Genomic DNA, 24,760 nt, shown 5'->3' on the forward strand with positions numbered 1-24,760 from the left:
CCCCGGCGATGCGGAGGAGGCGACCACGATGAACCTGCAGGCCGAGCTAAGCTCCGGGCGTAGCGCCTATCGAATCCTGCGCGAAGCCGATCTGCGCGACTATCTCGCGAGCCTTCCCTCCATCGTTACCCAACTCGGTGGAGCGCCGGCCGACTGGTCGATCAGCGAGGTCGGTGACGGCAATCTCAACCTCGTCTTCATCGTCAAGGGCAGCAGCGGCGGTATCGCCGTCAAGCAGGCGCTGCCCTATGTGCGGCTGGTCGGCGAAAGCTGGCCGCTGCCGCTGTCGCGGGCCCATTACGAGCACCTGGCGCTGGTGCATCAGGCACGGCTGGCGCCGAACCTCGTGCCGGCGGTGCTGCATCACGACGCGCCGCTCGCGCTCACCTCGATGGAGTTGCTCGAGCCGCACATCATCATGCGCAAGGGCCTGGTCGGCGCCACGCGCTATCCGCGCTTCGTCGAGGATATCTCGACCTTCCTGGCGCGGACGCTGTTCTTCACGTCCGATCTCGCGCTGTCGGCCGCGGAGAAGAAGCAGGGGATCGCCGATTTCGCCGGCAACCACGCGCTCTGCAAGATCACCGAGGACCTGATCTTCACCGATCCCTATCGCATCGCCGAGCAGAACCGCTGGACCGCGCCGTATCTCGACGCGACGGCGGCGGCGTTCCGCGAGGATCTCGAGCTGCATGTCGCGATCTCCAGACTCAAGCTGAAATTCATGGCGAGCCCGGAGGCGCTGCTGCACGGCGACCTGCACACCGGCTCGATCATGGTCACCGACAGCGAGACCAAGGTGATCGACCCCGAATTCGCTTTCTACGGCCCGATGGGCTTCGACATCGGCGCCGTCATCGGTAACCTCCTGATGGCTTATCTGGCCTCCGCCGGCCACGAGCGCACGGCGGGCGAGCGCGCGACATTCGAGGCGTGGCTGTTGGAAACCATCGAGGGCGTCTGGAGCGAGTTCTCGCGAAAGTTTCTCGCGCTGTGGCGCAGCGAGGCTGACGGCGACGGCTATCCGGTGTCGCTGTTCGCGGGCGAGGCGGGCGCGGCGCGGCTGGAAGCGGAACGGCAGGCCTACATGGCGCGGCTGTTCCAGGACACGGTCGGCTTTGCCGCCGCCAAGACCATCCGGCGCATCCTCGGTCTCGCGCACAACATCGATTTCGAATGGATCGCCGACGAGAAGCAGCGCGCGATCTGCGAGGCGCGCGCCCTCAAGCTCGCCCGCAACATGATGCTGGAGGCGGCATCCTTCACGACGATCGGCGCAGTCACCTACGCCGTGCGCGAGCTGCGCCACTGGCAGCCGGATTTTGCCAGGTAGGCTGAAGGCAGGTCTGCGACAAATCAGGCCGACGGGCAAATGAGCGCTTGCATCGTCGGGCAAATGGGCGCGATCGGCAGCCGGCTTTCCCCGAGCCCTCTGTTCAGGAGAGGACGGAACGAAGGGCAGAGATCGGGCGATGACACCGCGGTGTTTGACGTCTCGAACCGTGAACCATCCTCATCGTCGTCCCGGCGAAAGCCGGGACGACGAGAGGAGGGAGCTATTTGCGCGGCTCAATCATCAATCCGCAGCCTGCTCGCGCAGGCGCTGGGCGTAGACGTTGATGATCAGCGCCGCGAGCAGGATCAGGCCGCGGATCAGGATTTTTAGGAAGCTGTCGATGTTGACGTGGTCGAGGCCGTTGTTGAGCACGCCGAGCACGAACAGGCCGACGATGGTGTTGCCGATGCCGCCGCGCCCGCCGAACAGACTGGTGCCGCCGACCACGACAGCGGCGATCGAATCCAGCAGATAGGTGTCGAACTCGTTCTGCTGCGCGCTGCCGAAATGCGCGACGCCGAGCATGCCGCCGATCCCCGAGCAGACCGCCGAGATCACCATCACGCTGCCGAGGATCAGCTTGACGTTGAGGCCGGCAAATTCCGCGGCCTCGCGGTTGCCGCCGACCATGTAGACGTAGCGGCCGAAGCGCGTGTAGGTCAGCACCAGATGGCCGCCGAGCAACATCACCGCGGCGACGATCACGATCCAGGGGATGCCGCCGATCGAGCCCGAGCCGAGCGTCGTGATCAGCGGCGGCACCTTGTAGGCGATCTGGCCGCGCACCAGGAGCGCCGAGACGCCGGCCGCGATCTGCATCATGGCGAGCGTCATGATGAAGGAGGGGATGCCGATCACGGTCAGCCCCAGCGCGTTGACGAGGCCGAGCAGCGCGCACAGCGCCAGCGCCAGTAGGATCGCGGCAAAGCCCGGCATCGGGACGTTGGCGATGTTGACGTAGGACTCCTGCAGCGTGAAGTACGCTACCGCGATGCCGGTGACGTTGGCGATGCTGGCGATCGACAGGTCGATCTCGGCGCACAGGATCACGAAGGTGAGGCCGACGGCGATGATGCCGGTCACCGACACCTGGGTGAGGATGTTGCCGAGATTGTCGACGGTCGCAAAGGACGGGCTGGCGATCGCGAAGAAGCCGCTGAGGAAGATCAGCGTCAGGAACGGCGCGATGTTGCGCATCTGCGAGCGCAGGAACGGCGTCAGCCCGCGCGGCCGCTTGTGATCGGCTGGGCTCGTCGCGCTGTCACTGCTCGCCATCATTCCACTCCCTCAAGCGCGCTGAACTGGTCATCGCGCACTCTCCGATTGTTTGAGCATGATCTCGTCGGAAAACCGCTTCGCACTTTTCCGGATCATGCTCTAGGCCGCCTCGAGCAGCCGATCCTTGCTGACCGCTTCGCCGGCGAATTCGCGCACCACCGCGCCGCGCTTCAGCACCAGGATCCGGTCGGCCAGCGACAGCACCGTTTCCGGTTCGGTCGACAGTACGATGATCGCCAGTCCCTTGGCGCGGAGGTCGCGCACGATATTGATCACGTCGTTCTTGGCGCCGACGTCCATGCCGCGGGTCGGCTCGCACAACACCAGCAGGCGCGGTGGGTAGGTGAGCCATTTCGCCAGCGCCACCTTCTGCTGGTTGCCGCCGGAGAGCATGCCGAGATCGAGGCCGACCACCGGCGGCCTGATCTGCAGCTGCTCGACCTGGCGCTGGGCGATTGCGCGCTCGCGCACCGGCTTGAGCAGCAGTGCCGAGATTCGCTCGAGGATGCTGATCGAGATGTTCTTGTAGACAGGCTCCTGGTGGAACAGCATGGCGCGGCGGCTCTCCGGCACCAGCGCAACGCCGGCCCGCCGCGCCGCCGCGGTGCTGCGGAAGCTCCTTGCGGCGCCGTCGACGACGAGCGTTCCGCCGTCTGGCCTGAGCTTGCCGAACAAAATCCGCGACAGCTCCAATTGGCCGCAGCCCATGAAGCCGTAGATGCCGAGCACCTCGCCGGAGTGGGCCTCGAACGAGACGTCCTGCAGGCTGCGGCTGAGCGAGAGCTGATCGACCTTCAGGACGGTCGAGCCGCCACCCGGTTGCGGGAGCATCAGGTCATCCGTGTAGCTGTGCTCCAGCGCCTCGCCGCCGCGGCCGATCATGGCCTCGATCAACGCGCCCTTCGTGGTGTCCGCGGACGCAGTCTCGGCGATCTTCCGGCCGTTGCGGAAAACCGTGACCACGTCGGACACCCGCAGGATGTCCTCGATGAAATGCGAGATGAAGACGATGCTGGTGCCGTCGTCACGGAGCTTGTGCAGCGTCGCGAACAGGCGCTCGACCTCGGGTGGGGAGAGGGCGGAGGTCGGCTCGTCGAGGATGATGATGCGCGCGCCGGAGAACAATACGCGGGCGATCTCGATCAGCTGCTGCAGGCCGATCGGCAGGTCGCCGAGCCGGGTCATCGGATCGACGTCGATGCCGAACCGGGACAGCTGCTCGCCGGCCTCGCGGGCCATCCGCCGCCATTGCACGAAGCCGAGGCGGTTGGTCGGCTGGTTGCCGAGGAAGACGTTCTCGGCGACGGTGAGGTCAGGCGCGACGCTGAGCTCCTGATGCACCATGCCGATGCCGGCGGCATGGGCGTCGCGGGTGGAGCGGAACCGGGTTTCCTTGCCGTCGAGCACGAAGCGGCCGGAGAACTCCGGATGCACGCCGGCGATGATCTTCATCAGCGTGCTTTTTCCGGCGCCGTTTTCGCCGACGAGACCATGGATCTCGCCGGCGTGCAGCGCGAAGTCGACCCCACGAAGGGCTTCGACACCGCCGAAGGCCTTCGTGATCTGATTCAACTCGAGGATCGGGGAGCGTCCCTGCGACATGCGGACCGCTCAGATCAGGAAGTGATCCTCCATCCATTGCATGCCGGCGGCGTTGGCCTTGGTCACCACGGGACCATCGGTCACGACGTTCTTCGGAATGCCCTGGCCGCTCTTCTCGCCGCCGACCACGGCGGCGACGCCCGCGACGATCGCGCCGCCATGGATGCGGCAGGACGGATTGCGGACGGTTGCGAACATGCGGCCTTCGCTCACCGCCTGGATCGCCGGCGGCATGGCGTCGACGCCGCCGATCAGGATATTGGTGCGGTTGTGCGCCTTCATGATGTTGGCGGCCGCGAGCGCCATGTCGTCATTGTGGAAGAACGCCGCGTCGATCTGCGGATATTTCGTCAGATAGGTTTCCCAGAGGCGGGCGGTCTTGGAGACGTCCCAGTCGGCGGGCTGGGTGTCCAGCACCTCGATGTTCGGGAACTGCTTGACGACCGAGTTGAAGCCCTTGGCGCGGCCCTGCGCGCCGGTGTGGCCGAGCGCGCCCTGGGTCATGATGACCTTGCCCTTGCCGCCGATCGCGTTGCACAGCGCCTGCGTCACCGAGGCGCCCATGAACTCGTTGTCGGGGGCGAGGAACGAATGGACGTTGATCTGGTCGAGCGGCGCGATCAGCGTGTCCATGTCGATCACGGGGGTGCCGGCGTCGATCATCTTCTGCACCGGCTGGGTCAACGTGCCGATGCCGAACGCCTGGATCGCGACGAAGTCCCATTTCTGCGAAGCCATGTTGTCGATCGCGGCGCGCTGCTTGACGGCATCGAGCTGGCCGTCGAACCAGGTCACCTCGACGTTGAACAGCTTGCCCCAGAACTCGGCGGCCTGCTTGCCCTGCGCGCACCACGTCGCCTGCAGTCCGGCATTGGAGAACGCGGCCTTCAGCGGTTTTTCCGATCGTCCCATTTCGGCTGCGAGCGCGGACGTCGTCATGCCCAATCCGCCGAACAGGCCGGCCGCGGCGCCGCCTGCCGCCGCCAATTGCAGAAGGTCGCGCCGCGTCGTCGACGCCTTGTCCATCCCCTTGTCAGTGTCTGGCATTGTTTGCTCCCTCTTCGTTTTTCTGACCGTCGGCGTCAGTTGCACGCGCCGCGGATAAAGGGAGTGTGTCACAATCGGAACGGTGGCGCTACGCCCTCGCGTCTACGAGATGTTTCTGCTGCAGCACGATGGCTTCGATGTCGCGAAGCAGCTTGTGCCACGCAGCATCGATCTCGTCAGACCATTGCTCGCCGACAATGTCGCGCAAGCAGTCGGCGATCACGGCGAAGAATGCGACGAACAATTCGCGAGGCGTCCCGTAGGCATCATGCGAGAACACTTCGGATTCGATCAGGCGAAAATGTCCGCGGCGCTCGCCTGTGAAATCGAGGATGGCTTCGATCGTCAGTGACAGCATCGAGCCTTTCACCGGCTCGCTGCCTTCGGTGCGAAACATCGCCTGCGCCTCGGGATGTTCGCGAAACAGGCGCTGGTACACATGCGGTGTCAGATCATCGCAGCGCGCAGCGGCAAGTTCGAAACTACGTTCGATTGGATTCGATGATGGAGTCATATCGCTTTGCGATCATCACATAAAAAAAGAGCAGGGCTCCAAGCCCTGCTCCAAAAATTGTGTCGACCCTATTTGCCCCAAAAATTCGATTTGATCTTGATTCATGGGGTGACGCTGCTTGTGCGCGTCGGGCTCCTCCCGAGACTTGGACCACCAGGACACACCTCGCGGCTGGCCTGAGCCCGAATTGGTAGACTATCTTTCCAGCCTTGTCATCATTTTCGGCAACGATTGTTCAAATTTCGAGCAGTTTGCGAAATGATTGGGATGGTGCCACCGGCAGTTGCGAAAGTGAGCTGAAAACACGTGATGGGGTAAGGGGATACGAAGGCCGGCGGAGCGGCCGTGACGCAAGTGTCACGCCCGGCAATTTCCGTCAGCCGGAAGAAACGCGGGATGTCGATGAATCTCGACTTCCGAGGCCTGTGGTGGTTAGTTCCGTTCCGGATGGGTTTTGCGATGCGCCGGCGGCTCAAGATTTTTCTGCCCATAGTCCTGGTTGCCCTGCTGGTGCAGATTTTTGCACCAATCGGGGCCTGCTGGGCGGCGAGCCTTGCCGCGTCCGATCCGCTCGCGGCCGCCACCATCTGCCACGGCAATGCCGGCTCCGCAGCCGGGCAGGGTGACCAAACCGGTCATGATGCCCATGACGGCTGTTGCACCGCATGCAGCGTGCTGCAGACCGGTGCGCCCGTTGATAACCCCGAGATCACGGCTCATGCCGTCGAGCAGCCTTCGACGCGCATCGCCTGGCTTGATTTCGCGTCCGAATTGGATCGCTCGCAGGCGCGCCTCGCCGCGCAAGCCCGCGCGCCGCCGCTTTCTTCCTGACGACGTTCTCGCTGCCGGTGCGCCTCGCGCGCCGGCGAGTGCCTTAGAGCAATCCGGCCGAAGAGCCGGTGTCAGGATTCATCCATGTTTAGGCTTCATGCCATCAGTGGCGTGAGCGTCGTCGCCGTCCAGGCCGCGTTGCTGGCGTCGGCCGAAATGGCTCATGCCCAGAGCGGTGGCCAGGCGGTGCTGCCACCCGTCACCGTCGAGGCGCCGCGGCCGGCCAGGCCGGCGGCGCGCACGCCCGCCCATCGCGCTGCCGTTGCTGCGCGGCGCAGGCCGACCGCCGTCACCGCGCCAAACCGGCCGGTCGTGGCCGTCACTACGCCGGGGGCAAGCGCCAACGTATCGCTCGGACCGCCGCCCGCCGTGGCCCGGTTCCAACTGCCGCAGAAGACGTTCAGCGTCACCTCCCGGCAGATCGACGAGACCATCAACCTCAAGGACCCTGAGGACGCGGTCAAATACATGCCGAGCCTGTTCGTGCGGAAGCGCAACGACGGCGACAATCAGGCCGTGCTGGCGACAAGGAGCTGGGGTGTCAATTCGAGCGCGCGTTCGCTGATCTATTACGACGATCTGTTGGTGTCGGCGCTGATCGGCAACAACAACACCAACGCCTCGCCGAAATGGAACCTGGTCTCGCCCGAGGCGATCGGCCGGATCGATTTCCTCAACGGCCCGTTCGCGGCGGCCTATCCGGGCAACTCGATCGGCGGCGTGCTGCTGATCTCCTCGAAGATGCCGGACAAACCGTTTGCCGTGGCCAAGGAGACGGTCTCGGTGATGCCATGGAGCCAGTACGGCACCAAGGACACCTATCTGACCAGCCAGACCAGCGCAGCCGCCGGCAATCGCGACGGCAAGCTGTCGTGGCTGGTCAGTGCCAACTATCTCGACAGCTTTCAGCAGCCGCTGACCTACACCACGAGCGCGACGATTCCGGCGGGCACCACGGGTGCGTTTCCCGCGCTCAACAAGCAGAGTGTGCCGGCCAACGTGATCGGGACCGGCATCCTCGCGCACTCCCAACAGACATCGGCCAACCTGCGCCTCGCTTATGATCTGTCTCCGCTGGTGCAGGCGACTTATTCGCTCGGGATCTGGAACAACCATCAGGTCTCCGATCCCGAGACGTATCTGCGCTCCGCGGCGACGGGTGCGCCGACCTTTGCCAACAATCCAGGCTTCGCCACCGCCAAGTACGTCTGGGACCAGACGCATCTGAGCAATGCGGTCTCGCTCAAGAGCGACACCAAGGGCGTCTACGACTTCGATCTCTCGGCCTCGAGCTACAACTATCTGCAGGACACCCAGCTCAATCCGTTCACCGTCGCGGCAACGGGCATCGGTTTCTCGCCGAACGGCAAGATCACCCGGATGGACGGCACCAACTGGCAGAACGCGGATGCCAAGGGCATCTGGCGGCCGTTCGGTTACGACGGGCCGCATGAGATCAGCTTCGGCATCCACGGCGATCGCTATCGGCTCGAAAATCCGGTCTACGCCTCGTCGATCTGGAATGCGACATCATCGACCGGCACAGGCGCGCTCTATTCGACAGGCGTCGGCGAAACGCGCACCGGCGCGCTGTGGCTGCAGGATGCCTGGAAGATCAATCCGAACCTGAAGCTGACGCTGGGCGGGCGGCTGGAGAACTGGCAGGCGCTCGACGGCTTCAATCTCAACACCACCACGAACGCTGCCGGGGGGATCACCTCGGTCGTGGCGGTCAACCAGCCGGGGCTGAGCTCAACCAACTTCTCGCCGAAGGCGTCGCTGTCGTTCGACCCGAACAAGGATTGGAACATCACTGCCAATTTCGGCGAGGCCTACCGCTATCCGACGGTGACCGAGCTCTATCAGAACATCACGGTCGCCGGCGTCGCGACCTTTGCCAATCCATTCCTGAAGCCCGAGCAGGATTTCACCGGTGAGTTGAACATCGAGCGAAAATGGACCGATGGCCGTATGCGGTTGACGCTGTTCTCCGAACGCACCAACAACGCGATTATCTCGCAGACCAATTCCGTGACCAATCCGGTCACGGGGGCGCAAACCCCGACCACCGTCGTCAGCAATGTCGATGCGATTCGGATGCAGGGCATCGAACTGTCGGCCGAGAAGGACAACGTATTCGTGACTGGCCTGCAATTGTTCGGCAGTGTCACTTATGTCGACTCAAAGATTCTCGCCGACGCGAACTGGGCCGGCCTCAATCCGTTGACCAACCTTCCGACTACCGCCGTCGGTAAACGCGTTCCCTATGTGCCGGATTGGCGCGCCAAGATCGGCATGACCTACCGGCCGAACCAAAGCTGGGCCTACACCGTGGCAGCGCGCTACAGCGGCAAGCAGTATTCGACGCTGGACAACACCGACGTCGTCTCTCACGTCTATGGCGCGTTCGACAATTTCTTCGTCGTCGACATGAAGATCCACTACAACGCGACGGGGAATTTCGCGTTCGATTTCGGCATCGATAATCTCTTCAACGAGCAATATTTCCTGTTCCACCCCTTCCCGGGCAGAACCTTCGTTCTGGCCGGGAAATATACCTTCTGAGCTGGCGGGCCGTCGGCAACAACACAAAGGAGCTTCAACATGAGAAATACACTGGCTGGGCTTGCTGCAATCGTCACGCTCGCACTGATCGCGCCGGCCGCTGCCGAGGACGTCAAGGCCGGCGACCTCGTGATCACGCAGGCATGGACGCGCGCCACGCCGAACGGTGCCAAGATCGGCGGCGGCTATTTGACGATCGAGAACAAGGGGACGACGCCCGACCGGCTGGTTTCAGGCTCCGGCGACGTCGCCGGCAAGATCGAAGTCCACGAGATGTCGATGGACAACGGCGTCATGAAGATGCGCGCGCTCGACAAGGGACTGACCATCGAGCCGGGCAAGACCGTGAAGCTCGCACCGGGCGGCTATCATTTGATGATGTTCGATCTCAAGAACCCGCTGAAGCAGGGCGACAAGGTACCGGTCACGCTCGAATTCGAGAAGGCCGGCAAAGTCTCGGTCTCGTTGGATGTCCAGGCCGTCGGCGCGCAGGCGCCGGGTGGAAGCGAGCATTCCGGCCATGGCGACCATTCCGGTCACATGGACATGAAGAAGATGTGAGGCAGCCATGCGATCAACCACGCTCCTTATTGCCACGGCGACGCTGCTTGCAGCGTCGCCGGCCATCGCCCATGTCACGCTTGAGGGAAAGCAGGCTGCGGTCGGTTCGTACTACAAGGCGGTCTTCGCCGTACCGCATGGCTGCGCGGGATCGGCGACGATCAAGATCCGCGTGCAGATTCCGGAAGGTGTGATCGGGGTGAAGCCGATGCCGAAGCCCGGCTGGACCCTCGATACGGTCACCGGAAAATATGCTGCCCAGTACGACTTTCACGGCGCCAAGCTCACAGAGGGCGTGAAGGAAGTCGCCTGGAGCGGTGGCAAGCTCTCCGACCAGAACTACGACGAGTTCGTGATGCAGACGTTTCTCACCGACACGCTGAAGCCGAACGCCACGCTGTATTTTCCCGTCGTGCAGGAATGCGAACAGGGCGTCAGCCGCTGGATCGATATTCCGGCCGAAGGGCAGGGCGGCGGGCACGACCATGGCAGCAAGACGCCGGCGCCCGGCGTCAAGCTGCTGCCGAAGTCGTAAGCCGTGCGGGCGGTCGCAAGTCTTGTCGTTGCAAGTCTTGCCGCGTTGCTCGTGACGCTGTGTCTTGCGACCTCGGCCGATGCGCATGCCGTCCTGATCGCCGCCGAGCCGGCGGACGGCAGCGTTGTGACCGAGGCACCGAAGACGGTGTTGCTCCGCTTCAACGAAGCGGTGGCGCCAACCGCGGTCAGCCTGCTCGACGCCGCGGGCAAGCCGCGCGACGTCACGATCCGCGCTGTCGATGAATCGCTGGTGGTGACCCTGCCGGCTGATTTGCCTCAGGGCACCCAGGTGGTCAGCTATCGCGTGGTGTCGCAGGACGGCCATCCCGTTGCGGGTTCGCTGTTGTTCTCGATCGGCGTCATCACGGGCTCGGCGGCGCCGGCCGGCGATGGCCTGCTGCATGCGCTGATCTGGCTGGCGCGGCTCGGGCTCTATCTCGGGCTGTTTGCCGGCGTCGGCGGCGTGTTCTTTGCCGCATGGATCGGGCAGGGAGCAGCTGGTGGACGTCTGATCATGTGGTCGCTGGCGATCGGCCTCGTCGGCGCGATCGCCTCGCTCGGCTTGCAGGGCGTCGACCTGCTGAACCTGCCGATCACGGGCGTCCTGACATGGGCGGCGTGGGCCAGTGCCGCCGGCACCAGCCTGTTTCCCGCGCTGCTGTTCGCGATCGTCGCGATGTTGATCGCGGCGATCGCCTGGCGCAGTCCGTCGTTCAGCGCGGCCTGGATCAGCACCGCAGTCGCAATGATCTGCGTCGGGCTGTCGCTTTCGGTCAGCGGCCATGCCGCCACCGCTTCTCCGCAATGGCTGACGCGGACCGCACTGTTCATCCATGGCGTTGGCCTCGCCTTCTGGATGGGTGCGCTCGGGCCGCTCGCCGTGCTGGCCTGGCAGCGAAAGGATTCGCTGCTGCGGGTACTCCGGCGCTTTTCGACGCTCGCCGTGCCTGTCGTCGCGCTGATCGCTCTGTCGGGCCTCGCGCTTGCCGTCGTTCAGCTGGAAAGCTTTGGCGCACTGATCGACACCGGATACGGTAACGTCCTCCTTGCGAAACTCGGGCTGGTGTCGCTGTTGCTCACGCTCGCCGCGCTGAACCGGCTGGTGTTCACGCCGGCCATCGCGCGCGAATTTCATCGCACGCGGCCGCTGCAGCGCTCGATCGCGCTCGAATTCGTGCTGATGATCGCCATTCTCGGCCTCGTCGCCCTATGGCGCTTCACGCCGCCGCCGCGCGTGCTGGCAATGTCGGACGACGTTCCGCTCGCGGTCCACATCCACACCGATACCGCGATGTTCCAGGTGCTGATCGCGCCGGGCAAGGTCGGGCAGAACGATTTCGTGCTGCAGCTGATGAACGGCGATGCCAGCCCATTCGCAGCCAAGGAGGCGACGCTGACGCTGAGCCTGCCGGATCGCGGCATCGAGCCGCTGGAACGCAGCGCAGCGCTCGGTCCCGATGGCTATTGGCACGTCAAGAAGGTGCCATTGCCGGTCCCGGGCCGCTGGCACATGCAGATCGACGCCCTGGTGACCGATTTCAAGAAAGTGACGCTGGAAGACGATTTCGAGGTCAGGTAAACGCACGACCAGCGCGCCGGGCACGCTGGCGGGACGCAAATCGCTCAAATGGCCGAAAATAGCCTGATTTGAAGGGCTTTTGTCATTTGGCGGCCTTGTGTTTTCACAGCCGATCCGGTTTCACTGCTGCGCTTCCCACGCTTTCCTGATTCCCGAGTAACGCCATGCGATTGTCGCGGTTTTTCCTGCCCATCCTGAAAGAAAATCCGAAAGAGGCGGAGATCGTCTCGCATCGGCTGATGCTGCGTGCGGGCATGATGCGGCAGGAGGCCGCCGGCATCTATGCCTGGCTGCCGCTCGGCTTCCGGGTGCTGAAGAAGATCGAGCAGATCGTCCGCGAAGAGCAGGACCGCGCCGGCGCGCTCGAGCTCTTGATGCCGACGTTGCAGCTCGCCGATCTCTGGCGGGAAAGCGGCCGCTACGACGCCTATGGCCCGGAGATGCTGCGCATCCTCGATCGTCACAAGCGCGAGCTGTTGTACGGACCGACCAACGAGGAGATGATCACCGAGATCTTCCGCTCCTACGTCAAGTCCTACAAGAACCTGCCGCTCAACCTCTACCACATCCAGTGGAAGTTCCGCGACGAGCAGCGTCCGCGCTTCGGCGTGATGCGCGGCCGCGAATTCCTGATGAAGGATGCCTATTCGTTCGACCTCGACGAGGCCGGTGCACGGCGCTCCTACAACAAGATGTTCGTGGCCTATCTGCGCACCTTCGCGCGGATGGGCCTGAAGGCGATCCCGATGCGGGCCGAGACCGGCCCGATCGGCGGCGACCTCAGCCATGAGTTCATCGTGCTGGCGGAGACCGGAGAGTCCGGCGTCTTCATCAACCGCGATGTGCTGGACCTGCCGGTGCCGGGCGAGGACGTCGACTATGAGGGCGATCTCACACCGATCATCAAGCAGTGGACTTCGGTCTATGCTGCGACCGAGGACGTCCACGAGGCTGCGCGCTTCGAGCAGGAAGTGCCGGAAGCGAAGCGGCTCAACACCCGCGGCATCGAGGTCGGCCAGATCTTCTATTTCGGCACCAAATATTCCGACACCATGAAGGCGATGGTGGCGGGGCCCGACGGCGTCGACGTGCCGATCCACGGCGGCTCCTACGGTGTCGGTGTGTCGCGTCTGGTCGGCGCGATCATCGAGGCCTGTCATGATGATGCGGGCATCAAGTGGCCCGAAGCGGTCGCGCCGTTCCGCGCCGCGATCCTCAACCTCAAGCAGGGCGACGCCGCGGTCGACGGCGCCTGCGAGCAGCTCTATCGCGAGCTCTCGGCGAAGGGTGTCGACGTGCTCTACGACGACACCGATCAGCGCGCCGGCGCCAAGTTCGCCGCCGCCGATCTGATCGGTATCCCCTGGCAGATTCTCGTCGGACCCAAGGGGCTCGCGGAAGGCAAGGTCGAGGTGAAGCGCCGCAGCGACGGTTCGCGAGAGAACATGAGCCCCGCGGACGTGGTCGCGAAGCTCGCGGGTTAAAGTTTATTCACGCCGTATCTATCGGCGGGGTAATCCGGCCACATTTGACCCGAATCATGGGATTATCGAGAGATGGATGAGACCATGAACGAGCCAGTCCGTACCCCGCCGTTTGCGCCATTCGAATGGCTGCTGTCCGGACGCTATCTGCGCGCGCGCCGCAAGGAAGGGTTCATCTCTGTCATCGCCGGCTTTTCGTTTCTCGGCATCATGCTCGGCGTTGCGACGCTGATCGTGGTGATGGCCGTCATGAACGGCTTCCGCAAGGAACTGCTCGACAAGATCCTCGGCCTCAATGGCCATCTTCTGGTGCAGCCGCTGGAATCACCGCTGACCGACTGGAAGGACGTCGCCGATCGCATCAGCCAGGTGCAGGGCATCCGCCTCGCCGCGCCCGTTGTCGATGGACAGGGGCTCGGCTCGTCGCCGTTCAATGCGGCCGGCGTCTTCATCCGCGGTATTCGTGCCGACGATCTCAACAACCTCACCTCGATCGCCAAGAACATCAAGCAGGGCACGCTCGAGGGTTTTGACGAGGGGCAGGGGGTCGCGATCGGTCGCCGGCTTGCCGATCAGCTCTCGCTGCACGCCGGTGACATGATCACGCTGGTCTCGCCGAAGGGCGCGGTGACGCCGATGGGCACCACGCCGCGCATCAAGCCCTACAAGATCACGGCGGTGTTCGAGATCGGCATGTCGGAATACGATTCGACTTTCGTGTTCATGCCGCTCGCCGAGGCGCAGGCCTATTTCAACCGCAATAACGACGTGTCCTCGATCGAGGTGTTCACCACCAATCCGGACAAGATCGACACCTACCGCAAGCTGGTGACGGAAGCGGCCGGGCGGCCGGTCTTCCTGGTCGACTGGCGGCAGCGCAATTCGACCTTCTTCAACGCGCTGCAGGTTGAACGCAACGTGATGTTCCTGATCCTGACCATGATCGTGCTGGTTGCAGCGCTCAACATCGTCTCGGGACTGATCATGCTGGTGAAGGACAAGGGCCAGGACATCGCGATCCTGCGCACCATGGGCGCCTCGCAAGGCTCGATCATGCGGATCTTCCTGATCACCGGCGCCTCGATCGGCGTGGTCGGAACACTGACCGGCTTTGCGGTCGGCATGCTGATCTGCCTGAACATCGAATCGATCAGACAGTTCCTGTCATGGCTCACCAACACCGAGCTGTTCTCGCCGGAGCTGTATTTCCTTTCCAAACTGCCGGCTGAGGTCGATTTCGGCGAAACGCTCGCCGTCGTCATCATGGCGCTGACGCTATCCTTCCTTGCGACGCTCTACCCGTCGTGGCGCGCCGCGCGCCTCGATCCGGTCGAAGCGCTCCGGTACGAATAGGGAGCGCACATGGCCGAGGGGGCGGAAGACGTACCGGTTGTCTATCTTCATGATATCAAGCGGGAATACAGGCAGGGCGAAGCGACGCTGACGATCCTGAACGGTGCCAAGCTGGCGCTGTGGCCCGGTCAATCGGTGGCGCTGGTCGCGCCGTCCGGATCCGGCAAGTCGACGTTGCTGCACATCGCGGGCCTGCTGGAGAGTCCCGATGAGGGTGAGGTCTATGTTGCGGGCACGCCGACCTCGCAGATGTCCGACATCGACCGCACGCAGATTCGCCGCTCCGATATCGGCTTCGTCTATCAGTCGCACCGGTTGCTGCCGGAGTTCTCGGCGCTCGAGAACGTCATGCTGCCGCAGATGATTCGTGGCCTCAAGCGCTCCGAAACCGTGAAACGCGCGACCGAGATCCTGGCCTATCTCGGGCTTGGCGACCGCATCACCCATCGTCCGGCCGAACTTTCGGGCGGCGAACAGCAGCGCGTGGCGATCGCGCGTGCGGTTGCGAACGCACCGCGGGTGCTGTTTGCGGACGAGCCGACCGGCAATCTCGATCCGGGGACGGCCGATCACGTCTTCAACGCACTGATGCAGCTCGTGAAGGCGACCCGGGTCGCGATGCTGATTGCAACCCACAACATGGATCTCGCCGCACGGATGGATCGCCGGGTGTCGTTATCGAACGGGCAGGTCGTCGAGCTCGAATGACGCGCTGCGCGCGAACTGGCTAACGGTTCGCGCGAAGAACGCGCCTCAAAGCGTGAAACCTACAAGGCTTTTCCATCCCGCCCTGATCACAGCGGCAAGGGCTCGCACTCTAATTGGCCGGGCGGCGCGCCCTGCGAGGTTCCCTGGCCCGGCTGCCGGCCGGCGGCCCGGCATAATAGGGGTTGTTGCTGCACGACGCGGGCAGGCCGGCCGCCGAAGCCTGGCATTGCTCCAGCGACGTGTAGCCGCACTCGATCTGCGGGCCGCCCCGTTGGTAATTGGATTTGCAGACCGGCGAGGTCGAATCGTATCGCTGGGCACTGGCCGGTGCGGCGGCGCCGATGCCCAGGGCCAAGAGTGCCAGAATCAGGCAGCGCATCAGAATCTCCTGCCGATCGGGTGCCGACTACGCTCATGCAGCGTCCGCGCTGCGCGCCTGCGCATCAACTCACATTCCCGCGCCCGCGTTTACGGGATCGAGCCGAGAGCCCTTCGGGGCGAAGTGGGCGCCGGCGCGCGTGAAGCAAACGCGTCGAGACAAGCACCGCGAGCTGCGGTTCTGATTCATTCTGAACCGAAGAACAGGTTGAAGAAATTGCCCTCGCGGCGGTCGCGCGGGGCGACGTGCAGATAGGAGCGCGGGTCGTTGTCGCCGGCATAATAGGGGTTCGCGATGCAGTTCTGTCCGATGCCGGAGGCGGTGGCGAGGCACGCCTCATAGGATGGGTAGGAGCAGTTGCTGAGGCCTGGATAGCGGTCGCCCTGGATGCAGAACGGGTAACGCACGCCGACGGCATGGGAGGGCGCCGTACCAAGCGTAGCGAGTGCGACCACAGACGCCGCAGCAGCAAGAATCATCGTCCGCATGTGCATTCCTTATCGCTGCGAAGATTCGATCTCGGCGACGATCCAAATCGGACAAGCCAGTTCCGGTCAACACGATCTTGCGGGCAGCTTGCGCCCGCAGTTTTGAATTGTGAAAATTGTGCGGCAGCTATGTGGCAAAAGTTCCAAGAAGTGCTTGTAACGCAGTATTAACTTCAAATTTGAGCGAAGTCGTTTGGGCCTGCCTGTTGCAGCGAAGTTACAGCAATTCCGATGGGGGGTGCTATGACGGTGTCTCGCGGCCTTGGGGGCCTGTAGAAAAAGTTGGAACGGGAAAATGAAAAAGATTTTGCTTGTCACCGCCAGCCTGCTCGCGCTCAGCGCGACCGCTGCCTCTGCGGCTGACCTCGCGGCTCGCCCTTACACGAAGGCTCCGCCGCCCATGGTTGCCGCTGTGTATGATTGGACCGGCTTCTACATCGGTATCAACGGTGGTTGGGGCCAGAGCCACGACAACCGTTCGGTCGACGGTATCGGCCAGGCCGGCAGCTACGACGCCAACGGCGGCACCGTCGGTGGCCAGGTCGGCTACCGCTGGCAGACCGGCGGCTGGGTCTGGGGTCTGGAAGCTCAGGGCAACTGGGCTGACTTCTCCGGCAGCACCGGCAACCTGCTGGTCCCGGGCGGCACCGTTCGCTCGAAGACCGATGCGTTCGGCCTGTTCACCGGTCAGATCGGCTACGCCTGGAACAACGTCCTGTTGTACGCCAAGGGCGGTGCTGCGGTCACCGATCGCAACTACCAGTTCCTGGCACCCGGCGGCGCGCTGGCGTCCTCGACCGGCTACGACACCCGTTGGAGCCCGACGGTCGGCGTTGGCCTCGAATTCGCCTTCACCCAGGGCTGGTCGCTCGGCGTCGAATACAACCACATCTTCGAAGACACGCACGGTGCGACCTTCGTCACCCCCGGTGGCATCGGTGTTGCCGGCTTCCACACCGGTGGCGACACCGACATGGTCCTCGGCCGTCTGAACTACAAGTTCGGTGGCCCGATCATCGCGCGTTACTGATCGCTCGCTTAATCCAAGCAGCGTCGAAAACCCCGGGCTTCGGCCCGGGGTTTTTTGTTGGGCTGGCGGATTAGCCATCAGCCGGAATGCAGCGGCTTTCCTCTGCTCCGGTTGGAGGAGCGAGGCAGCTCATTGGGAACTCTCCCGTGCCCGCCAATGCAGGCCGCCGGTGACGAACCACCTGCTTGATCGAAATCAGCGAGGTCGAGTCCGGCGTCGGTCTTGGATGCATCGTTGATGCAGTCCGAATACGCGCGCCACCTCTCGACGAAGCCGTAGCCCTTGGCCTGTTGCACCGCCTTCGCCTTGCATTCAGCCTTGGTGGTACCGGAATCGTACGAGGCCAGGCGCCATCAGCGAGCGCTGGAACGGGTCAGAGAGGAATCGCGAGGCTGGCTGCTGGAGAACAAAAAGGGCGCCGATCAGAACAACGCCCGGCAGCCGCTAGGCCGCCGGGCGGTAACTGTTCTCGCCATGTTGCAGTCCGTGTATCTAAACATTTCTAGCTGACATCAGCCTTACGGCCGGTCCGATCTGCGGCGCAGTTAACCAAGCCGTTTATTTCGGGGGCAGTTTTCAAACTGACCAACGACCCTCGCTTGACTCCAAGAACAAAAAAGGAACAATGTTCTGCATACGTTCCAGTCAGGGAGAGCGGCCATGTTGAAGATTTTCGTGCAGGAAGCTGCGGCGCTGGCATCGATCACACTGTTCGTCGGGATGATCGCGGTTTGGGCCCAGCTGATTACCCAGTTCTGAAATGTGCCCGCAAGGGCAGGGGCATAGGTTGCGTCTGGGGAAAAGCAGGACGACCTGCCGCCAGGTCGGGTTCGGCGTGGACTTGGCAGGACCCAGGCCCCACGATGGGGATGCGAGTCGGGTCTGATGCTTTCGAGTTCCGGCTTTGGCACTCGTGCCATCCCTGACTTCAAGAGATCCCGTAAGCAGCCATGCCGAATGCCGGATTCGTTCATCTCCACGTCCATTCCGCCTATTCTCTGCTGAAAGGCTCGATCAAGATCGCCAAGCTCGGCGAGCTCGCCAAGGCCGACCGCCAGCCTGCGCTGGCGCTCACCGACACCGACAACATGTTCGGGGCGCTGGAATTCTCCGACAAGATGGCCGGCTACGGCATCCAGCCGATCGTCGGCTGCGAGGTTGCGGTGGATTTTGGCGACGTCGACCCCAATACGCGGAGCATCCTGGCGACGACAGGGCCGACGCGAATCGTACTGCTGGCGGCACGCGAGCGCGGGTACCAGAACCTGATGCGGCTGAACTCGCGGGCGTTCCTGGAGACGCCGGTGAACCAGACGCCGCACATCAAGCTCGACTGGCTCACCGACGCCGCCGAGGATCTGATCGCTCTGACCGGCGGGCCCGATGGGCCGATCGCGCTGGCGCTGCGTGCCGAGCAGGCGGCGCTGGCCGCGACCCGCTGCGAACGTCTGGCGAGCCTGTTCGGCGATCGTCTGTACGTCGAATTGCAACGCCACGGCATCGACAAGGAGCGCCGCACCGAGGGGGGGCTGATCGATCTTGCCTACAGCAAGGGCCTGCCGCTGGTTGCGACCAACGAGCCGTACTTCGCCAGCAGTGACGACTACGAATCGCACGATGCGCTGCTGTGCATCGCCGGCGGCCATTTGATCGCCGAGACCAACCGCGAGCAATTGACCCCCGATCACCGCTTCAAGACCCGTGCGGAAATGGCGGTGCTGTTCGCCGATATTCCGGAGGCGCTGGCCTCGACGGTGGAGATCGCCGAGCGCTGCTCGTTCCGCCCGAAGACCCGCAAGCCGATCCTGCCGTTCTTCACCGTCGGCGCCGCGGCAAGCTCCGATGCGGCCGCCGACGAAGCCGCCGAGCTGAAGCGCCAGGCTGAGGAGGGGCTCGCCAACCGCCTGCGGGTGCACGGTCTCTCGCCGGGCATGACCGAAGAGGACTACAGCAAGCGGCTGGCTTTCGAGCTCGACGTCATCACCCGCATGAAATATGCGGGCTACTTCCTGATCGTCTCGGACTTCATCAAATGGGCCAAGGCGCAGGGCATCCCGGTCGGACCGGGCCGCGGCTCGGGCGCGGGCTCGCTGGTCGCCTGGGTGCTCACCATTACCGACCTCGATCCGATGCGTTTCGCGTTGCTGTTCGAGCGCTTCCTCAATCCCGAACGCGTCTCGATGCCGGACTTCGACATCGACTTCTGCCAGGACCGCCGCGGCGAGGTGATCCAGTACGTGCAGGAGCGCTACGGCCGCGACCAGGTGGCGCAGATCATCACCTTCGGTACGCTGCAGGCGCGCGGCGTGCTGCGCGACGTCGGGCGCGTGCTGCAGATGCCGTACGGGCAGGTCGACAAGCTGACCAAGCTGGTGCCGCAGAATCCCGCAGCGCCGGTGACGCTGGCGCAGGCGATCGAAGGCGAGCCCAAGCTGCAGGCGTTCCGCGACGAGGATCCGGTGGTGGCGCGCGCGTTCGACATCGCGCAGCGCCTCGAAGGCCTGACGCGCCACGCCTCGACCCACGCCGCCGGCATCGTGATCGGCGACCGGCCGCTGAGCGAGCTGGTGCCGATGTACCGCGATCCGAAGTCGGACATGCCGGTCACCCAGTTCAACATGAAATGGGTCGAGCCCGCGGGCCTCGTCAAGTTCGACTTCCTCGGCCTCAAGACGCTGACGGTGCTCGATGTCGCGGTCAAGCTGCTCAAGCAGCGCGACGTTCATGTCGACCTCGCAACGCTGCCGATCGACGATGCGCCGAGTTACCAGATGCTGGCGAGGGGCGACGTTGTCGGCGTGTTCCAGGTGGAAAGCCAGGGCATGCGGCGCGCGCTGATCGACATGCGCCCCGACCGCTTCGAGGACATCATCGCGCTGGTGGCGCTGTATCGCCCGGGTCCGATGGCGAACATCCCGACCTATTGCGCGCGCAAGCACGGCGATGAGGAGTCGGAATATCTGCATCCGATCCTGGAGCCGATCCTGAAGGAGACCTTCGGCGTCATCATCTACCAGGAACAGGTGATGCAGATCGCGCAGCAGATGGCGGGCTACTCGCTCGGCCAGGCCGACCTGCTGCGTCGCGCGATGGGCAAGAAGATCCGCGCCGAGATGGACAAGCAGCGCGACATCTTCGTCGCCGGCGCGATGAAGAACGGCGTTGGGAAGGGGCAGGCGGAGACGATCTTCGAGCTGCTCGCCAAGTTCGCCGACTACGGCTTCAACAAGAGCCACGCGGCGGCCTATGCGCTGGTGTCGTACCACACCGCCTATATGAAGGCGCATTACCCGGTCGAGTTCCTGGCGGCGTCAATGACGCTCGAACTCAACAACACCGACAAGCTTTCCGAATTCCGCTCCGAGGCGCAGCGGCTCGGCATCAAGGTCGAGGCGCCCAACATCAATCGCTCCGGTCCGACCTTCGAGGTCAGCGGCAACACGATCTATTATGCGCTCGCTGCGCTGAAGGGCGTCGGCATCCAGGCGGTCGAGCAGATCATCGAGGAGCGCAACAAGAAGGGCGCCTTCACCTCGCTCGCCGATTTCGCAGCAAGGGTGAGCCCGCGCGCCGTCAACAAGCGGATCATCGAAAGTCTTGCGGCGGCTGGTGCCTTCGACACGCTGGACCCGAACCGGGCCCGCGTCTTCGCCGGCGCCGATGCGATCCTCGCCGCCTGCCAACGCAGCCACGAGGCGGCGACTTCGGGCCAGAACGACATGTTCGGCAGCGCTCCGGATGCGCCGAGCATCATGCTGCCGCAGGTCGAGCCATGGCTGCCCGCGGACCGGCTGCGGCGTGAATATGATGCGATCGGCTTCTTCCTGTCGGGGCATCCGCTCGACGACTACGCGACTGCGCTGAAGCGGCTGCGCGTGCAGTCGTGGGCGGAATTCTCGCGTGCGGTGAAGACCGGCGCCACGGCCGGCAAGGTCGCGGCAACCGTGGTGTCACGCATGGAGCGGCGCACCAAGACCGGCAACAAGATGGGCATCATGGGTTTGTCGGATCCGACCGGCCATTTCGAGGCGGTGTTGTTCTCCGAGGGCCTGGCGCAGTACCGCGATGTGCTGGAGCCCGGTGCGGCCGTGCTGTTGCAGCTCGGCGCCGAACTGCAGGGCGAGGACGTGCGGGCGCGGGTGCTGCACGCCGAGCCGCTCGATCACGCCGCGGCGAAGACGCAAAAGGGCCTGCGGATCTTCGTGCGCGACACCAAGCCGCTGGAGTCGATCGCGCGCCGGCTCAACATGCCGGACGCCGCGCCCGCTCCGGGAGGCGCCGCAAAGCCGCCGGCGGCCAAGCCCGCGCCGGCAGCTGCGCCGCCGGCAGGTGCAGCCGACGGCGACGTCTCGCTGGTGATGATGCTGGACCTCGAGACCGAGGTCGAGATGAAGCTGCCGGGCCGCTATAAGGTCTCGCCGCAGATCGCCGGTGCGATCAAGGCAGTCGCGGGCGTGGTCGACGTGCAGACGCTGTAGGCGACGATCCCGGCGCCGCTGCGGAAAACCAATGGCTTCGGCTTAAGCCCTATTGCAACCACACCGTGCTTGTTTCTATGGTCACCCCCGCTGGGAATTTTGGGGGCGGGATGTTCGGACGTTATGCGGCCTTGCTGGCCGGTGGGTTGATGGTGGCGGGCTGCGTGAGCGATGGTGTCGGCACCGATTATGCGGCGACCTCGCAGAAGTTCGGGCCGCCGAAGCCGGGACATTCCCGCGTCGTCGTGCTGCAGGAGAAGCGCAAGGGCCTGAGCATGGCGATCTGTGCCTGCGACGTGAAGCTCGATGGCGAGCTGATCGGCAAGGTCGCCATCGGCACTTATGCATTCGCCGATCGGCCCGCCGGCCGGCACCAGCTGGTCGCCAGCGAGGTGATGTTTCCCGGCGAGACCACGCACAATTTCACGACCGAGCCGGGTCGCACCTACTTCTTTCTGGTGAAATCGAGTGAGCGGCATGATGCCGTCACCGGCGTGACGATGGTGGGAGGTCTGGTCGGTGCGGTCGTTGCATCGGCCGCGACTTCGACCGCCGGCAATCCCGGGCCGGGCGATTTCGTTGCACTGGACGAGGCGACCGCGCGTACGACGCTGGCGGATCTGCAATTGGCGCAATAGGGGGCGTTCGGCCAGGCTCCTGACGGGGGCTCTTGGCGGCCACACCGGGGCCAGTTTGGACCAAAACGGGCCAGTTCCAGGGTGTAAATGGCCCGTCCGGCCGGTGTAACCGGCCGTATTTCCTTGCTTCTCGCGCAAATCGCGCTATATAGCGCGCCATCTCACACGGAAACATGGCTCTCAAAGGCCGTCCGGTGGCAACCGGGCCATTCAGGCTCGTTTGCTCACACGTTTCCGGAGGAACCAACCGGAGAATTAGATCTATGTCGCTGCCCGAATTCAACATGCGTCAGCTTTTGGAAGCTGGCGTTCACTTTGGCCACCAGGCCCACCGCTGGAACCCGAAGATGCAGGATTACATCTTCGGCGCCCGCAACAACATCCACATCATCGACCTCGCGCAGACCGTGCCGATGCTGCACCGTGCCCTGCAGGCCGTCAGCGATACCGTCGCCAAGGGCGGCCGCATCCTGTTCGTCGGCACCAAGCGCTCGGCCCAGGACGGCGTTGCCGATGCGGCCAAGCGTTCGGCCCAGTATTTCGTCAACTCGCGCTGGCTCGGCGGCACGCTGACCAACTGGAAGACGATCTCGGCCTCGATCAAGCGCCTGCGCCATCTCGACGACGTGCTGTCGTCGGGCGAGGCCAGCTCCTACACCAAGAAGGAGCGGCTGACGCTGCAGCGCGAGCGCGACAAGCTCGACCGTTCGCTCGGCGGCATCAAGGACATGGGCGGTCTTCCCGACATGATCTTCGTGATCGACACCAACAAGGAAGACATCGCGATCCAGGAAGCCCAGCGGCTCAACATCCCGGTCGCCGCGATCGTCGACACCAACTCGGACCCCAAGGGCATCACCTATGTGGTGCCGGGCAATGACGACGCCGGCCGCGCGATCTCGCTGTATTGCGATCTCGTGGCGCGCGCCGCCATCGACGGCATCTCGCGTGCCCAGGGTGATTCCGGAATCGACATCGGTGCGTCGGCTGCGCCGGTGCAGGAAGAGCTCCCGGCAGCTGCGCCGTCCGGCTTCCAGGGCCTCGCTGGTCCGCGCGGCACCGCCGACAACCTCAAGAAGCTCACCGGCGTGTCCGGTACGATCGAAAAGAAGCTCAACGACCTCGGCATCTTCCACTACTGGCAGCTCGCCGAGCTCGACCACGACACCGCGCACAAGATCGGCGAAGAAGTCGGTCTGCCGAGCCGTGCCGACGCTTGGGTCGCCCAGGCCAAGACGCTCGCCGAAGCGGAATAAAAGTTACGCGGCGTGGCCGGGTCTCGCCCGGCCGCCGCTTCTATTCCACGAACAACGATTTCCCTGTCGCTGACAGCGGCGCCATCGGGCGCCGCGGTTTCTGTACAGGCAAGAAGGACATTGAACGATGGCAACGATCTCAGCAGCGATGGTCAAGGAACTCCGCGAGTCGACCGGCGCGGGCATGATGGATTGCAAGGCGGCGCTGACCGAGACCGACGGCGACATGACCGCCGCGCAGGATTGGCTGCGCAAGAAGGGCCTCTCCAAGGCCGCCAAGAAGGCTGGCCGCGTTGCGGCCGAGGGCCTGATCGGCGCGCTGACCTCCGGCACCAAGGGTGTGCTGGTCGAGGTCAATTCCGAGACCGACTTCGTTGCGCGCAACGAGCAGTTCCAGGGCCTGGTCAAGATGATCGCGCAGGTCGCGTTGAAGCACGGCTCCGACGTCGAGGCCATCAAGGCCGCCAAGGTTGGCGACTTCACGGTAGAGCGGGCGATCTCGGACGCGATCGCAACCATCGGCGAGAACATGTCGCTGCGCCGCGCCGCCTCGCTCGAGGTGAGCAAGGGCGTGGTGTCGAGCTACGTCCACAACGCCGTCGTCGAGGGCGCCGGCAAGATCGGCGTGATCGTGGCGCTGGAGTCCACCGGCAAGACCGATGAGCTCGCCGTGCTCGGCCGTCAGCTTGCCATGCACGTCGCGGCGGCAAAGCCGCTGGCGCTCGATCCGGCCGGGCTCGATCCGGAGACCGTCAAGCGTGAAAAAGACGTGCTGGCCGACAAGTACCGCCAGCAGGGCAAGCCGGAGAACGTCATCGAGAAGATCGTCGATTCCGGCCTGAAGACCTACTACAAGGAAGTGTGCCTGCTCGATCAGGCCTTTATCCACGACAGCGGCAAGTCCGTTGCCCAGGCGGTGAAGGAAGCTGAGGGTAAGGTCGGCGGGCCGATCAAAATCGCTGGCTTTGTGAACTATGCTCTCGGTGAGGGAATCGAGAAGCAGGAAAGCGACTTCGCCGCCGAAGTCGCGGCCGCCAGCGGCAAGAAGTAACCGCTGACACCGAGGCGTCCGGCGCATGCGCCGGAAGCCTGCCTG

Annotated in this window: 20 protein-coding genes; 14 read left to right on the forward strand and 6 right to left on the reverse strand. The window is 64.1% G+C overall.

All coding sequences use genetic code 11. From position 1 onward, the window contains the following. The first annotated feature begins 28 nt into the window (after positions 1 to 28). Positions 29 to 1,333, forward strand: a complete 1,305-nt coding sequence (mtnK, locus tag CO675_RS19965) for an S-methyl-5-thioribose kinase (protein ID WP_097673585.1) — start codon at positions 29 to 31, stop codon at positions 1,331 to 1,333. Positions 1,334 to 1,576: 243 nt separating this feature from the next. On the opposite strand, the gene CO675_RS19970 is transcribed toward mtnK, so the two are convergent. The 4 genes from CO675_RS19970 to CO675_RS19985 all read right to left on the reverse strand — a co-directional run bounded on the left by CO675_RS19970 (position 1,577) and on the right by CO675_RS19985 (position 5,777). Further along, positions 1,577 to 2,611 carry an ABC transporter permease gene (locus CO675_RS19970; RefSeq protein WP_097673644.1) on the reverse strand — a complete coding sequence of 345 codons (1,035 nt, stop codon included), beginning with the start codon at positions 2,609 to 2,611 and terminating at the stop codon, positions 1,577 to 1,579. Between the two features lie 102 nt (positions 2,612 to 2,713). Beyond that, positions 2,714 to 4,216, reverse strand: a complete 1,503-nt coding sequence (locus tag CO675_RS19975; RefSeq protein ID WP_097673586.1) for a sugar ABC transporter ATP-binding protein — start codon at positions 4,214 to 4,216, stop codon at positions 2,714 to 2,716. Positions 4,217 to 4,225: 9 nt separating this feature from the next. Next, on the reverse strand, positions 4,226 to 5,263 hold the full coding sequence (locus tag CO675_RS19980) for a sugar ABC transporter substrate-binding protein (RefSeq protein ID WP_097673587.1): 1,038 nt from the start codon (positions 5,261 to 5,263) through the stop codon (positions 4,226 to 4,228). A gap of 88 nt (positions 5,264 to 5,351) precedes the next feature. Continuing rightward, positions 5,352 to 5,777, reverse strand: a complete 426-nt coding sequence (locus tag CO675_RS19985) for a globin (RefSeq protein WP_097673588.1) — start codon at positions 5,775 to 5,777, stop codon at positions 5,352 to 5,354. 396 nt (positions 5,778 to 6,173) lie between these two features. On the opposite strand from CO675_RS19985, the gene CO675_RS19990 reads away from it, so the two are divergent. The 8 genes from CO675_RS19990 (at position 6,174) to CO675_RS20025 (ending at position 15,395) form a co-directional block, all read left to right on the forward strand. Beyond that, positions 6,174 to 6,608 (forward strand): DUF2946 family protein, encoded by a 435-nt coding sequence (locus CO675_RS19990; protein WP_245452826.1) that lies wholly within the window; start codon positions 6,174 to 6,176, stop codon positions 6,606 to 6,608. 84 nt (positions 6,609 to 6,692) lie between these two features. Further along, positions 6,693 to 9,173 carry a TonB-dependent receptor gene (locus CO675_RS19995; protein WP_097673589.1) on the forward strand — a complete coding sequence of 827 codons (2,481 nt, stop codon included), beginning with the start codon at positions 6,693 to 6,695 and terminating at the stop codon, positions 9,171 to 9,173. A gap of 39 nt (positions 9,174 to 9,212) precedes the next feature. Next, positions 9,213 to 9,734, forward strand: coding sequence for a copper chaperone PCu(A)C (locus tag CO675_RS20000; protein WP_097673590.1), 522 nt, complete (start codon positions 9,213 to 9,215; stop codon positions 9,732 to 9,734). 7 nt (positions 9,735 to 9,741) lie between these two features. Next, positions 9,742 to 10,269 carry a YcnI family copper-binding membrane protein gene (locus CO675_RS20005; protein ID WP_097673591.1) on the forward strand — a complete coding sequence of 176 codons (528 nt, stop codon included), beginning with the start codon at positions 9,742 to 9,744 and terminating at the stop codon, positions 10,267 to 10,269. A gap of 3 nt (positions 10,270 to 10,272) precedes the next feature. Then, positions 10,273 to 11,850, forward strand: a complete 1,578-nt coding sequence (locus CO675_RS20010) for a copper resistance CopC/CopD family protein (RefSeq protein ID WP_097673592.1) — start codon at positions 10,273 to 10,275, stop codon at positions 11,848 to 11,850. Between the two features lie 164 nt (positions 11,851 to 12,014). After that, the gene (proS, locus tag CO675_RS20015; protein ID WP_097673593.1) at positions 12,015 to 13,334 is read left to right on the forward strand and encodes a proline--tRNA ligase; all 1,320 of its coding nucleotides are present in this window, start codon (positions 12,015 to 12,017) and stop codon (positions 13,332 to 13,334) included. Positions 13,335 to 13,406: 72 nt separating this feature from the next. Continuing rightward, on the forward strand, positions 13,407 to 14,687 hold the full coding sequence (locus CO675_RS20020; protein ID WP_092114619.1) for a lipoprotein-releasing ABC transporter permease subunit: 1,281 nt from the start codon (positions 13,407 to 13,409) through the stop codon (positions 14,685 to 14,687). A 9-nt stretch (positions 14,688 to 14,696) separates the two neighbouring features. After that, a complete protein-coding gene (locus CO675_RS20025) occupies positions 14,697 to 15,395 on the forward strand; it encodes an ABC transporter ATP-binding protein (RefSeq protein ID WP_092114618.1) in 699 nt (232 codons plus the stop codon). Positions 15,396 to 15,504: 109 nt separating this feature from the next. Here CO675_RS20025 and CO675_RS20030 read toward each other — a convergent pair whose 3' ends face one another. Further along, the gene (locus CO675_RS20030; RefSeq protein WP_097673594.1) at positions 15,505 to 15,774 is read right to left on the reverse strand and encodes a DUF3551 domain-containing protein; all 270 of its coding nucleotides are present in this window, start codon (positions 15,772 to 15,774) and stop codon (positions 15,505 to 15,507) included. A 185-nt stretch (positions 15,775 to 15,959) separates the two neighbouring features. After that, positions 15,960 to 16,262 (reverse strand): DUF3551 domain-containing protein, encoded by a 303-nt coding sequence (locus tag CO675_RS20035; RefSeq protein WP_245452827.1) that lies wholly within the window; start codon positions 16,260 to 16,262, stop codon positions 15,960 to 15,962. A 295-nt stretch (positions 16,263 to 16,557) separates the two neighbouring features. Here CO675_RS20035 and CO675_RS20040 point away from each other — a divergent pair, with 295 nt between their 5' ends. From CO675_RS20040 to tsf, 5 genes are all read left to right on the forward strand, one after another. Further along, a complete protein-coding gene (locus tag CO675_RS20040; protein WP_097673596.1) occupies positions 16,558 to 17,292 on the forward strand; it encodes an outer membrane protein in 735 nt (244 codons plus the stop codon). Between the two features lie 950 nt (positions 17,293 to 18,242). Then, positions 18,243 to 21,770, forward strand: a complete 3,528-nt coding sequence (gene dnaE, locus CO675_RS20045; protein ID WP_097673597.1) for a DNA polymerase III subunit alpha — start codon at positions 18,243 to 18,245, stop codon at positions 21,768 to 21,770. A 110-nt stretch (positions 21,771 to 21,880) separates the two neighbouring features. Then, entirely contained in the window at positions 21,881 to 22,408 is a 528-nt protein-coding gene (locus CO675_RS20050) for a DUF2846 domain-containing protein (protein WP_097673598.1), read from the forward strand. Between the two features lie 263 nt (positions 22,409 to 22,671). Further along, entirely contained in the window at positions 22,672 to 23,664 is a 993-nt protein-coding gene (locus CO675_RS20055; RefSeq protein WP_097673599.1) for a 30S ribosomal protein S2, read from the forward strand. Positions 23,665 to 23,791: 127 nt separating this feature from the next. Beyond that, positions 23,792 to 24,715, forward strand: a complete 924-nt coding sequence (gene tsf, locus CO675_RS20060; RefSeq protein WP_097673600.1) for a translation elongation factor Ts — start codon at positions 23,792 to 23,794, stop codon at positions 24,713 to 24,715. Positions 24,716 to 24,760: the final 45 nt, after the last annotated feature.

This window comes from Bradyrhizobium sp. C9 (genome assembly GCF_002532045.1).
GTDB lineage: Bacteria > Pseudomonadota > Alphaproteobacteria > Rhizobiales > Xanthobacteraceae > Bradyrhizobium.